Below are 12,642 nucleotides of genomic sequence, written 5' to 3' on the forward strand. Positions count from 1 at the left end.
GGGTTCAGAGCACCTTCGAGAGGAAGGTCTGCAGGCGAGCGCTCTGCGGGTGCGCGAAGACTTGTTCGGGCGAGCCCTGCTCTTCGACCACGCCGGCGTCGAGGAAGAGCACGCGGTTCGAGACCTCACGAGCGAACCCCATCTCATGCGTCACCAACAGCAGTGTCATGCCTTCGGCGGCCAGATCGCGGATGACCTGCAGCACCTCGCCGACCATCTCGGGGTCGAGCGCGCTGGTGGCCTCGTCGAAGAGCATGATCTCGGGCTTCATGGCGAGTGCCCGTGCGATGGCGACACGCTGCTTCTGGCCGCCTGAGAGGGATGTCGGGCTTGCGTCCGCCTTGTCTGCCAGCCCCACCCGGTCGAGTAGTTCGAGCGCCATACTCCGGGCCTCAGTCTTGCTCACGTGGTGGATCTCTCGCGGCGCCAGCTCGATGTTCTCGGCGACGGTCATGTTCGGAAAGAGGTTGAAGTGCTGAAACACCATGCCGACCTCGCGGCGCACCTCGTCGATGTTCACCTTCGCACCGGAGATGTCGTGCCCGTTCACGATGACGGTGCCCGACGTCGGGGTCTCGAGCCGGTTGAGGCAGCGCAGCAGCGTCGACTTGCCCGACCCCGATGTGCCGATGATACTGACCACGTCGCCTGATCGCACCGTCAGCGAGATGCCCTTGAGCACCTCGTTCGAGCCGAAGGTCTTCTTCAGATCGCGCACCTCGATGCGGACGGGGCGATCGGTCTCGCTGACGGACCCGGCGGCGCTGGCGCTGTCAGGCGTGTTGATGGTGCTTTCGTCCATGGTCGGTGCCTTCTCCGTTGTCGAGCTGCCGTCGCTGGTGGTCGGTTCGGCGCTCATCGGTTGATCCTCCGGTCGATCACGTTGGCGAGCCATGTCAGCAAGGTGATCGCCACCAAATAGATGATGGCCACGAGCAGCAGCGTCTCAGTCACGCGGAAGTTCGCCGCGTAGATCTGCTGGCCCTGATAGAGCAGCTCGCCGAAGCCGATGGCGAGCAGCAGCGACGAGTCTTTCACCATGATCACGAGCTGATTGATCAGCGACGGTGTGGCGATCTTGACGGCCTGCGGCAGCACGACGCGCTGCATCGACTTGCTGTAGCCCAGGCCGAGCGACCGGGCCGCCTCGAGCTGGCCGGAGTCGACTGACCCCACCGCTCCGCGGATGATCTCGGTGATGTATGCTCCCGAGTTCAGCGCCAGAGTGAGCACGCCGGCAACCCAGATGTTCACGGGATGCCCGATCAGCTGTGGAACGCCGAAGTAGAAGAAGAACGCCCAGACCAGCAGCGGGGTGCCGCGGAAGACGCCGACGAAGATTTTGGCGATCCAGTCGAGCACGCGGCTGGTGCCGACGCGCATCAGGCCGAAGCCGAAGCCGAGTACCATAGCCACGGCGAACGAGATCAGCGTGATGATCACCGTGTTGCGCAGACCGAGCATCAGAGCGGGGAACGCCTGCTTGGCGAGCTGCAGCAGCCCGCCCTGGCCGGCGGCGTTCGCCTCGGGGTCGGCAAGATAGTGGTCGATGATGCGCTGGTACTCGCCGTCCTGCCTGATCGAGGCGAGTCCTCGGTTGAACGCGTCGACGAAGTCGGCGTTCATGCCCTTGTTCACCGCGACGCCGTAGTCGCCGCCGGGCACCTTGTCTGTCACCGTCTTCAGCCCGTTGTTCTGGGCGATGCCGTAGGCCAGCACTGGATAGTCGTCGATGACGGCAACGGCATTGCCCGACTTGACTTTCTCGTACATGGTCGCCGACTGATCGACGCCGTCGATCTTGAAACCGTACTGTTCTTGAATCGACTTGGCGTAGGCCTCGCCTTCGGAACCGGTCTTGACCGCGACGGTCCTGCCCCGCAGGTCTTCGTAGGAGTGCACGTCTTCGTTGTTCTTGGCGACAGCCATCTGCACTCCACTCTGGAAGTACGGGTCGGTGAAGTCATAGACCTGCTTGCGCTGGTCGGTGATCGACATGCCGGCGATCACCGCATCGACCTGGTTTGACGACAGCGCCTGCAGTGCCGCGTTGAAGCCGAGCGACTGGATCTCGACGTCGAAGCCCTCGCGCTTGGCGATTTCGCGCATGAGATCCATGTCGATGCCGACCATCTGCCCCGATGAGTCGCGGAACTCGAAGGGCGCGAAGGTCGTGTCGGTCGCGACCCGGAAGGTGCGGCCCGCGACGGCGCCGTCGCCGCTCGGGTTCTCATCGGCATCGGCGTGAGCGGACGACACTCCGGGCAGCAGCAGGGCGAACAGCGTGAAGAACGCCATCGCGAATGCCGTGAGCACGCCCCATGGCCTGCGACCCCCAGACTCACCAGAGTGCTGGTCGATTCTGGTCGCATGGTCGCAGACCATCAGTGCCTCCGTCTTCTCGCCGGGCCGTAGGCACCGTCGAGAGGTTCATCTCGTCGAGTGATTGCTGGGGAAAAGTATACTCACCTCAATATTTCGACCGTGGACCTGGGCCCGGCAAGACGCATCACCGGCACCAAGTTCAGGCGTCACTCCGCCTGGTCATAGGAGTAGAACCCCTCCCCCGAGGCCCGTCCGAGCTTGCCCTGATCGAGGTAGTTCTCTTTCAGCCAGGCGGCGATCTGCTGCTTGCGCTCGTCGCCATGCGCCATGATGTTGTACGGAGTGTTCAGACCCACCACATCGAGAATCTGGAAGGGGCCCATCGGCGCGCCGGTTCCGATCCGCCAGACGTTGTCGACATCAGCGGGCTCGGAGTACCCGAAGACGACCAGTTCGAGCGCTGCGTCGAGCAGCGGCACGAGCAGCGAGTTCAGCACGTACCCTGACTTCTCTTTGTGCAGCGGGACCGGCACCATGCCCATCTCTTTGGCGTAGGCGACAACTCGGTCGAAGACCTCAGACGAGGTCTGTTCAGTGCCCATGACCTCGGCCGTGTTGTGCAGCCAGATCTCGTTGGCGAAGTGCAGGGCGAGAAAGCGGTCGGGACGGTCGGTCGCGCTCACGATGTCGCTTGGCAGCAAGGTCGACGAGTTCGTCGCGAAGATGGTCTTCGCCGGTGCCGCGGCGCTCAGCTTCTGATAGGTGTCACGCTTGATCGCCACGGCCTCGGGCACGGCCTCGATGACCAGATCTGCGTCGGCCACCGCGGCCGCGAGATCGCTGCTCACGCCCAGACGAGACAGAGCCGCATCGGTCCGGGCCTCCGTTGCCCCGTCGACCTGCTGCTGGTACACCTTGGCGAGGCCGGCGAATCGCGCCTTTGCGTGCTCGAGAATCTCGTCGCTGATGTCATAGGCGGTCACGGTGAACCCGGCGTAGGCGCTCTGGAAGGCGATCTGCGATCCGAGCACGCCGGTGCCGAGCACGGTGACGTTGGTGATGTTGCTGGTCATGATGGTTCCTTTCGGGTTTTCTTTGGGTCGTTGGTCTTGACTTCGATCGTGCTGACCGGGGTCGAGGAGCAGATCTCGGCGGCGCGCACGCGGAGCCCGTCGACGATCATGGCCACCTGCAGTCGCAGATCGGCGAAGTCGTTGTTCAGCGCGTCACTGGCGCGGTGCGGCTGGATCAGCAGCACGTGCAGATCGGCGAAGATGCTGCGGGCAGCCTGCAGGGCGACCGGCTGAAGGCAGGCGGATGCCGTGGCCGACAGCTCGGCGTCGCCCGCTCTGATCTGGTCGTCGAGATCGGCCATCAGACGATCGCAGAGATGGTGCTCCATCTCTTCGACGAGTGCGAGACCTTCGGCACGGTATGGCTCGTCGGCATCGGCGAAGATGAGCTCACGCTGGAAGAGCGCGGTGTTGCGTGGCTGGTCTGCGGCCGCCCGCAGAATGCACACGGCGTAGGCGAGAAGAGCCTCCGTCGTCTCAGCCTCTGCGTCCATGGCGCGCTCTGCTGCGGCCAAGGCCTCGCGCAGCCGCTCGTTGTATACGAGCAGCAGCAGCTCCGGCTTGGTGGCCGCATAGCGGAACAGCGTGCCTGCGGCGATGTCGACACGCTCGGAGATCTGCTGGGTCGTCGTGGCGTCGAAGCCCTGTGCGTCGAAGAGCTCTGCGGCCGCGTGTATGATGCGCCCGAGCGTCTCTCGTTTGCGACGGGCGACTCGACCTTCGCTTTTGGTCACCGTCATTTCCCACCTCCAGGATCTGCGCAGCCGACACCTCTTGTAGACGCAGACTCCTCAGGAGTCCTGGTGAGCCTGCTCATTTCTGAGTGTACTCATGTTTTGACGCATTTCGATACCCTCCAGGCAAGTTTGCGCGCCCAGAATGTCAGCAGATAGAACAGTCGATCTCTCAGTACGAACAATCGATCTCGCAGAGAGCACTCGTCACCGGCGCTCCGCATCGCAGAGCCCCGGGCTATCTGCCGATCGCCGGCTCTGACGCAGCTCTGCTCGCGGCCGGGCGCGTCACCGTCACCTTTATCACTGGTGTCACCGAGGCGCCCGCGTGAGTTCGGCATAGGCTGCGAGCGCACGCGCACGACTCGCGCGCAGGTCGACCAGCGGCTCGATCCCGGGCTGCCTCGCCTGCCACCGGTCGACATACTCTCCCTGCGGGTCGAACCGACGCCGCTGGGTCTCGGGGTTGAAAATGCGGAAGTAGGGCGCAGCATCCGCCCCGCACCCGGCAACCCACTGCCAGTTGAAGGGGTTGCTCGCGGCATCCGCGTCGACGAGCGTGTCCCAGAACCAGCGTTCCCCAACCCGCCAGTCGATCATCAGGTTCTTCACCAGATACGACGCCGCCACCATGCGCACGCGATTGTGCATGACGCCGGTCTGCCAGAGCTCGCGCATACCGGCGTCGACGAGCGGCTCTCCCGTGCGGCCCTGCTGCCAGGCCCGCAGCTCAGAGTTCTCTGCGGCAGACATCGCGGCACCCGCGGCCTGCCCCGCTCCGGCTCGCCACGGAAACGCATCGAATCGCCGGTCGAGGTTAGTCGTCGCCAGATCGGGATGCTGAAAGAGCGTGTGCCATGCGAACTCCCGCCAGCCGAGCTCGCTCAGGAACGTCCCGACGGACCGACCGCTCGCGATGGCCTGGCGCCATACCGTTGCCAGGCTGATCTCTCCCCACCGCAGGTGTGGCGAGAGCCCCGAGACCGCGTCGTCGTCGGCAGGTTCGTCACGGTGCTCGGCATACTCGTCGATCGGCGCAGGTCTCTGTGCACTTCCCGGCGCAGCATGCGACGCTTCCTCGCCCAGAAAGATCGCCAGCCGTCGATGGGCCGCGTCCTCTCCCGGTGTCCATCGATCCGCGAGACCCGCTGACCAGTCGGGAGCACTCGGCCGTAGGTTCCAGCTCGCAAGCGTCGTCGAGAACGTCTCGGCGGCCGAGCTGGCAGGGCTGGCAGGGCTGGCACTCGGCTCACGCCCTCCGCCTAGCGTCGGCAGTTCGACGGATGCAGGCGTGAGATGGTCGGGCGCCGGCACCGGAGCGCGAACGGGCAGTTCCCCGCAGGCTCGCCAGAAGGGCGAATAGACTTTGTACGCTCCCCCGGCCTTCGTCTGCACGGTCCAGGGTTCGTGCAGCAGATTCGCAGCGAACGACTGCACGGCGACGCCTGCGTTGCGCAGCCGGAGCTTCAGATCGGCGTCGATCGCCTTCTCTGGTCCGTACCGCCGGTTCCAGACCACCCGGGTGATCTGCGTCGCCCCGGTGGCGACGTTCGCGCCATCTTCTGTGTGCCCACCAGACTCGACAGGCACACCGACCTCAGCGTGTGCGCCAGCACCAGCACCAGCTCCCCAGATGAGACGCGGAATCACTACACGGGCGGCTCCGCGCTCGAGCAGCAGCGGCGCACCGAGCTCGGCCAGCCGCTCGCTGAGTCGCATCAGAGACTGGTGCAGCCACCACTTCGCCGCTCCGCCCAATGCGCGGGTCTCTGGACTATGCTCATCGAGCAGGTAGACGCAGACGACGCCCTCCGGGTCACGAGACGCCTGCAGCAGCGCCGGGTTGTCCTTCACCCGCAGATCGTCTCGAAACCACACCAGAGTCGTCATGACCCCAGTTTAGTTCACCTGGTAAGTAAGCTCCGCTGGTACAGACCGCGCGCCGTCAGCTCCGCAGACTCAGACCTGCGCCGTCAGCGCGTGCTCCTCGAGGTACGCACGCACGGCATCCACATCATCTGGCAGATCGACGACGTGTTGAGGCTGCTGCAGCAGCTCACGCACGGCGGGCGAGATCACGTCGACGTCATCGCCCAGCGCCTCGTGCACCGTGTCGCTGAACTTGGCCGGCAGCGCCGTCTCAAGCACCAGGGTCAGGCCGGGCACATCGAGTTCATGCGCCACCGTGACCCCGTCAGCGGTGTGCGGGTCGATGACGACGCCGCTGTGCTCATAGGTCGATCGGATGCTCGCGAGCCGGTCAGCATGGGTGCTGGTTCCGCTGATGAAGCCGAATTCGGCGTGTAGGCGCGGCAGCTCGGCGCTGAGGTCGAGGCGACCGGTGCGCTGCAGCTCGGCCCAGCGCTCGGGGAATGCGTCTGTGCCCAGCAGCTCCCAGATGAAGCGTTCGAGGTTCGAGGCCTTCGAGATGTCCATCGAGGGGCTCGACGTGGCTAGCGTCTCTTCGCGCGAACGCGGCACGTACACACCGGTGCGGAAGAAGTCGTCGAGCACGTTGTTCTCGTTGGTGGCGAGGATCAGACGGTCGATCGGCAGCCCCATGCTGCGCGAGAGGTGACCCGCGTAGATGTTGCCGAAGTTGCCCGACGGCACGGCCACCGAGAGCATCGCCTCGGGTCGGTCGGACTCGGCCACCGCATCCGTCGCACGCAGCCACGCCCAGAAGTAGTACACGATCTGTGCGCTGATTCGGCCGAAGTTGATCGAGTTGACGGCGCCGATGGCCTGGTCGGCCTTGAACTGCGCATCGCCGTTGATCGCCTTCACGATGTTCTGGCAGTCGTCGAAGACTCCGTCGATGGCGATGTTGTGCACGTTGTCGTCGGTGATCGAGTACATCTGCGCACGCTGCACATCGCTCATACGGCCCTGTGGCGAGAGCATGAACACGCTGATGCCGGGCTTGCCGCGGAACGCATGCTCGGCTGCTGAGCCGGTATCTCCCGACGTAGCGCCCAGAATGTTGAGGCGACGGCCTCGACGAGCCAGCACATAGGGCATCGCCTCGCCGAGAAACTGCATCGCCAGGTCTTTGAAGGCCATGGTCGGCCCCTGCGACAGCCCGACCAGTACCGTGCGATCGTCCAGCGGCGTCAGCGGCACGACGGGGTCGGGAAAACGCTCGGGGCTGTAGGCCCTGGCAGTGAGCACTTCAAGGTCGGCCGTCGGGATGTCGGTCGCGTAGAGCGCGATCACCTTCGCCGCGAGCTGCGGGTAGGTCAGCGAACGCCATGACTCGCGCTGCTCGGCGCTCACCTGGGGAATCGTCTGCGGCACCACGAGACCGCCGTCGGGGGCGAGACCGTCGAGCAGCACCTCGGTGAACGTCGCGGGCTGCATGCCCCCTCGTGTCGAGACGTACTGCAGATCGGTCTGGTGGTCGATCATTCCCTCGGTCATGCGGTTCGTGCCTTTCGATAGACGGCGCTCGTACGGCTGCCACTCAAGGATACCGACTGACCACGACAGGCCGTGGTCCGGCGCCGCCAGAAGCCCTCAGCGGCCGCCGAACTGATAGAACTGAACCTATGACAACCTCGCACAGCATCCCCTTTCGTGCCGACCAGGTCGGCAGTCTGCTTCGTCCGCCGGCCGTCCACGAGGCCCGCGACCGCTTCGCCCGCGGTGAGATCGACGCCGCAGCTCTGCGTGCCGTCGAAGACGAGCAGATCGCACGCGTCATCGCCAAGCAGGAGGAGGTCGGTCTGCAGGCGGTGACCGACGGCGAGTTCCGTCGCGCCTTCTGGCACTTCGACTTCTTCGGCGGGCTCAATGGCGTCGAGATCGTCGAAGAGGACAGCGGCATGGCCTTTCACGGCACGGCGCCGAAGCCGCATGCCGTGCACATCACCGGCAAGGTGAGCTTTCCCGACGACCACCCCATGCTCGAGCACTTCCGCTTCGTTCGCGACCACACCACGGTCACGGCCAAGCAGTGCATCCCGGCGCCGACCGTCATGCACTTTCGTCTGGCCCCCGAGAGCATCGACCACAGCGTCTACCCCGACCGGGCTTCGCTGTTCGCCGATCTGGCTCAGACGTGGCGGGATGCCGTCCGTGCCTTCCACGCTGCGGGGTGCCGCTACCTGCAGTTCGACGACACCGCATGGGCGTATCTGTGCTCTGATCTGGAACTGGAGCGTGCCCGCGAGCGCGGACTCGACACCGAGAACATCGCACAGGCCTACGCCGATCTGCTGAACGACATCGTTCGCGACCGCCCTGAAGACATGACGATCACCACGCACGTGTGTCGTGGCAACTTCCGCTCGACGTGGATCTCGTCGGGCGGCTACGAGCCGGTCGCCCCGTACCTGCTCGGCCAGGTCGACTACGACGGCTTCTTCCTGGAGTACGACTCCGATCGTGCCGGCGGCTTCGAGCCGCTGCGCTTTCTGCCCCATGACGGTCGCCGGGTCGTGCTCGGGCTGGTCACGTCGAAGTCGGGCGACCTCGAACCGGCGGATGCCGTGCGCGCGCGTATTCGCGAGGCGGCGGAATTCGCCCCGCTCGATCAGCTCGCCCTGAGCCCGCAGTGCGGTTTCGCCTCGACCGAAGAGGGCAACGTGCTCACCGAGGAACAGCAGTGGGCGAAGCTCCGCGAGATCACGAAGATCGCCGACGAGGTCTGGGGCTTTCCGCAGGATCGGTAGCTCTCGGCGCGAGCAAGTCTCAGCGCAGGCGGGTCGCAACGCGAGCAAGATCTGGCTGCAGGCGGGTCTCAGCGCGAGCGATTCTCAGCGCGAGCAAGATCTCACGGCAGGCGGGTTTTAACGCGAGCAAGTCTCAGCGCGAGCCTCCTGACCGGTCTGATCCACTGGAGCGGTCAAAGGGCCGAACCTGGCGGGTCTGATACAACGACTCAACAGGTCGAACCTGTGAGATCTGCAAAATCGGCCCAGCAGGTCGAACCTGTGAGATCTGCAAAATCGGCCCAGCAGGTCGAACCTGGCAGACCTACCTACAAGCGTGGTGAAACCGGCAAGAACGGTCACAACGACGGGTCGTCATTGCCGCTTGGCCTCGTCACTCTGCCTGCACCGGTCGGACTCGTCCAGTGCAGCCTCGCGCCACCGATCTGCTTGACCTTCCAGTGGCTCTGAAGTTTGAGCGGGGTGCCGACGGCACAGACAGGCGAGGTCATCCGGATTGGTGGGGCCGTCCCATTCCCAGTTCCCCGTCTGGTCGACCTCACAGCCGTGTGCCGTAGCCTCGCATCCAGGGAATCTGCAGGTACCGTCACAAGCCTTCACGAACTCGGCGAGGTCGCAGGTCGGCCGATACTGGTCTTCGGTCGAGGTTCAGCACTGCACCAGTGACCTGATCTGTCTGCCATGAAGCACAAATTCGCTGAGATGTACACGGTTCCGCTGAAATCAGGCTGTTCTGAGCGGAACCGTGTACATCTCGGCGGAACGGTGTACATCTGGGCAGAGCCGCGCACGTCTGGGCAGAGCCGCGCACAAGGCGATCGCTCCTCCGAGCACACGAACCAACCTCGGAGCATGTGGGCGCCATGACCCGAGAGCATATTTTCGCGCCAGACCATGAGATTCATGCAGCGAATCCTGCCAGAGCCTGACGAATGCTCTCGGAGCGACTCAGTCAGTCACATATTCCTTCACGTGAGGTCGCTCCTCGACACTGGCCGGCTCATCTTCCGCGAACCTGAGGGCGATCTATGGCAAGGCTGCGCGCTTCGACCGGGCCGTCCCCGCCACCTCCTATCCGGCGAGCACCTCAGACTCCAGCACAGCGACCGCCCGCGCATCCTGGAAGTCACGCAGCCCGTCGAGCCCCTGCTCACGCCCCATGCCCGACGACTTGAGTCCGCCGAACGGCGCCCGCAGATCGAGCCGGTTCGCACCGTGGTCGTTGATCCATACATACCCGCAGACCAGCTGGCCGGCGACCCGCCGAGCCCGCGCCGCATCCATCGTCCAGACCGAGCCGCCCAGGGCCGCCCAGCTGTCGTTGGCAAGGCGCACCGCATCCGCCGCGTCGTCGAACGCCATCACCGGGATCACCGGTCCGAACTGCTCTTCGGTGACCACGCGCAGGCCCGCATCGGGTTCGACCACGATCGCCGGCCGCACGAAGTTGCCTGTGGCAAGATCGCCGCCCGGCAGCTCGCCGAACTCTCGCACGTCGGCCCCGGCCGCTTTCGCCTCGGCGATCAGCCCGTCGACGAACCTCTTCTGTTCCGCCGAATGCAGCGGCCCCATCGTCGTCTTCGGGTCGACACCGTCGCCGAGCACCACGTGGTCGAGCCGCGCAGAGAGCCCGGCAACCAGCTCGTCGAGGCGCGACCGGTGCACGTAGATGCGCTTGGCGTTCATGCAGATCTGCCCGGTCGAGTCGAACACCGCGTGGAAGAGCCGGTCCAAGTGCTCCTCATCGAGCGGAGCGTCATCGAACACGATCGCCGCATCGTTGCCGCCGAGCTCCAGCGTCACACGGGTCAGCGTCGGCGCCGCGAGCTCCATCATGCGACGACCGCCGCCCACGCTCCCGGTGAAGCAGACCTTCGCGACATCCTCGTTGCGAATCAGTCCCGTCATGTTCGCGTCCGGCCCGGTCACGACATTCAGCACGCCTGCGGGCAGACGCTCGGCCACCCGCTGCACGAGCTGCGCCGTCGCCAGCGGAGCAGTCAGCGGCGGCTTCACGATCACTGTGTTGCCGGCCAGCAGCGCGTACGGCAGCGATGCCGCGAGAATCGCCAGCGGCCGGTTGAACGGCACGATCACCGTGGCCACACCGAGCGGCTGATAAGTCACCGTCGTCTCGACCGGGATGCCGGGTTCGGGGCGCAGCACGACATCGGCATCGACCTGGTCGACCAGCGTGAGCGCCAGTCGCCAGCGCAGCTCGAAGACGAGCGCGTCGACCCACGCCTCGGCCACGATCTTGCCGTTCTCTCGCGACAGCAGCGCGGCATCCGCATCTCGGTCTGCCGCGATGTCTGCGACGGCCTCGGTCATCAGGTCGGCGCGCTGCTGCGGGGTCAGCGCCGACCACTGCGCGAACGCACCTTTCGCCGCAGCCACGGCGTCTGCCACGTCTGCTGGCGATGCCGCCGCCGCATGGCCGACAATATGGCTCGGCCTCGCCGGATCGATGATGGCCGTCGTCTCGTCGGTCGCGCGCGCGGCGCCCCCGATGAAGAGTCTCGAGCGCGTCTCGTCAGGCGTCGAATCGTTCTGGGGATGCGCGGTGTCAGTCATGCGGTCTGCTTTCAGTCGTGGGGTGGGCGCGGCTGGATGTTGTGCTCTGTGTGCAGGATCAGGCTGGAACCAACACTATCCCAGCTTCTGCGGTCTGGCCGTAGTGGTCTCCCTGCTCGAGCAGGGCGACGCGACGATTCCTGAGCGCAGACAGATCATGCTCGATCAACGAGACCGCATCGAACGCCAGATCGCCGAGCTGGAGCTCGCCCGCGAGGCGACAGATTTCAAGATCGCACGGTACTCCGCGCCGGAGTGAGCGGTCGGTGCGCTGCCGCGGCAGTGCTCATACCGGCTGGGCTGGTGCGTGAGCACTGCAACGCACATGCCCGGTACTGGTGGAGGACAAACAGTACTCAAACAGCCGCCGGGCAGCACTGCCCACCTCTAATTGGTCGAACGCGGCAGCGCCCTACTTGCTTCAGTGCAACACGGATTTGTCGAGCGCGGCACCGTTCCGCTCAACCTCAGCTGATCTCGACAAAACCATGTAAATCCGAGCGGATCCGTGCACCGGCACAAAGACTCATCAGCACAGAGTCAAAACCTGATGCGCCCTCATGCTGAATGTCGCCACAGTACACAGCACTACATCGCGCGCAGAGCACGGTGCCTGCAAAACACTGCGCACAGATCAGCCCCTCAACGCAGAAATCCCGCCAGTTGCACCTGGCGGGATTTCTAATGTTACGAGCGATGTCTCAACCATCTCGTGTGGACCTGAGGGGACTCGAACCCCTGACCCCCTGCATGCCATGCAGGTGCGCTACCAGCTGCGCCACAGGCCCCTTTCGGAGCTTCAAAACACCTTACGGCGTTTCAGCCAACTCGATAATCTTAGACTGAACTGCTTGAAGATTGCAACCCGAGATCGACAAGTCCGTTCAGGCTGAGGCACGAACCCAGCCCGAGCAGACAGCTCCCTGCTGCGGCACTGTTCACCACAGCACTGTCAAACTATCCACGACGCCGCTCGCGCCGGCGCTCCATCCGTGCGCTGAGCCACACCCAGAACCTCTTCAGTGGTTTCAGGGCCTTCGCAGCCCAGGCGAACTCCGTCGCGAGAATACCGAGGCCGAAGAAGATCACGATCCAGCCGGGGCCGGGCAGCGGCAGCAGCACGATGCCGAGGGCCAGCACGCACCCGCCGACGCACGCGACACCCGCCCGCCAGATGCGCAGCATCCGAGGATGCCGCCCCAGCCAGCGACGAAAGGCACCCTGCTCTGGCGCATCAGCGTCGTCAGCCGGAGTCACGAGGTT

General features: G+C 64.9%; 10 protein-coding genes and 1 tRNA gene. 2 read left to right on the forward strand and 9 right to left on the reverse strand.

The features are described from left to right. Positions 1–4: 4 nt before the first annotated feature. The 6 genes from F8O06_RS08435 to thrC form a co-directional block, all read right to left on the reverse strand. Positions 5–859 (reverse strand): amino acid ABC transporter ATP-binding protein, encoded by an 855-nt coding sequence (locus F8O06_RS08435; protein WP_225733386.1) that lies wholly within the window; start codon positions 857–859, stop codon positions 5–7. Further along, positions 856–2,385, reverse strand: coding sequence for an amino acid ABC transporter substrate-binding protein/permease (locus F8O06_RS08440; protein ID WP_225733385.1), 1,530 nt, complete (start codon positions 2,383–2,385; stop codon positions 856–858). The genes F8O06_RS08435 and F8O06_RS08440 overlap by 4 nt, the downstream gene beginning before the upstream one ends. Positions 2,386–2,531: 146 nt before the next feature. After that, positions 2,532–3,398 (reverse strand): 3-hydroxyacyl-CoA dehydrogenase, encoded by an 867-nt coding sequence (locus tag F8O06_RS08445; protein ID WP_158037644.1) that lies wholly within the window; start codon positions 3,396–3,398, stop codon positions 2,532–2,534. Beyond that, a complete protein-coding gene (locus tag F8O06_RS08450; RefSeq protein ID WP_158037643.1) occupies positions 3,395–4,138 on the reverse strand; it encodes a TetR/AcrR family transcriptional regulator in 744 nt (247 codons plus the stop codon). The genes F8O06_RS08445 and F8O06_RS08450 overlap by 4 nt, the downstream gene beginning before the upstream one ends. A 306-nt stretch (positions 4,139–4,444) precedes the next feature. Next, on the reverse strand, positions 4,445–6,022 hold the full coding sequence (locus F8O06_RS08455) for a cryptochrome/photolyase family protein (protein WP_158037642.1): 1,578 nt from the start codon (positions 6,020–6,022) through the stop codon (positions 4,445–4,447). Between the two features lie 69 nt (positions 6,023–6,091). Continuing rightward, positions 6,092–7,519 carry a threonine synthase gene (thrC, locus tag F8O06_RS08460; RefSeq protein WP_158038190.1) on the reverse strand — a complete coding sequence of 476 codons (1,428 nt, stop codon included), beginning with the start codon at positions 7,517–7,519 and terminating at the stop codon, positions 6,092–6,094. Positions 7,520–7,680: 161 nt separating this feature from the next. Here thrC and F8O06_RS08465 point away from each other — a divergent pair, with 161 nt between their 5' ends. Continuing rightward, positions 7,681–8,805 carry a 5-methyltetrahydropteroyltriglutamate--homocysteine S-methyltransferase gene (locus F8O06_RS08465; protein ID WP_158037641.1) on the forward strand — a complete coding sequence of 375 codons (1,125 nt, stop codon included), beginning with the start codon at positions 7,681–7,683 and terminating at the stop codon, positions 8,803–8,805. 1,071 nt (positions 8,806–9,876) lie between these two features. On the opposite strand, the gene F8O06_RS08470 is transcribed toward F8O06_RS08465, so the two are convergent. After that, entirely contained in the window at positions 9,877–11,379 is a 1,503-nt protein-coding gene (locus F8O06_RS08470) for an aldehyde dehydrogenase family protein (protein ID WP_158037640.1), read from the reverse strand. 103 nt (positions 11,380–11,482) lie between these two features. On the opposite strand from F8O06_RS08470, the gene F8O06_RS12255 reads away from it, so the two are divergent. Beyond that, positions 11,483–11,638 carry a hypothetical protein gene (locus F8O06_RS12255; protein WP_192496833.1) on the forward strand — a complete coding sequence of 52 codons (156 nt, stop codon included), beginning with the start codon at positions 11,483–11,485 and terminating at the stop codon, positions 11,636–11,638. Positions 11,639–12,094: 456 nt separating this feature from the next. On the opposite strand, the gene F8O06_RS08475 is transcribed toward F8O06_RS12255, so the two are convergent. Continuing rightward, positions 12,095–12,167: transfer RNA gene (locus F8O06_RS08475), tRNA-Ala, on the reverse strand. A gap of 169 nt (positions 12,168–12,336) precedes the next feature. Further along, positions 12,337–12,636 carry a TIGR02611 family protein gene (locus F8O06_RS08480; RefSeq protein WP_225733384.1) on the reverse strand — a complete coding sequence of 100 codons (300 nt, stop codon included), beginning with the start codon at positions 12,634–12,636 and terminating at the stop codon, positions 12,337–12,339. Positions 12,637–12,642 lie beyond the last annotated feature (6 nt).

The sequence above is a fragment of the Pseudoclavibacter sp. CFCC 14310 genome (genome assembly GCF_008831165.1).
Taxonomy (GTDB): Bacteria; Actinomycetota; Actinomycetes; order Actinomycetales; family Microbacteriaceae; genus Pseudoclavibacter_A.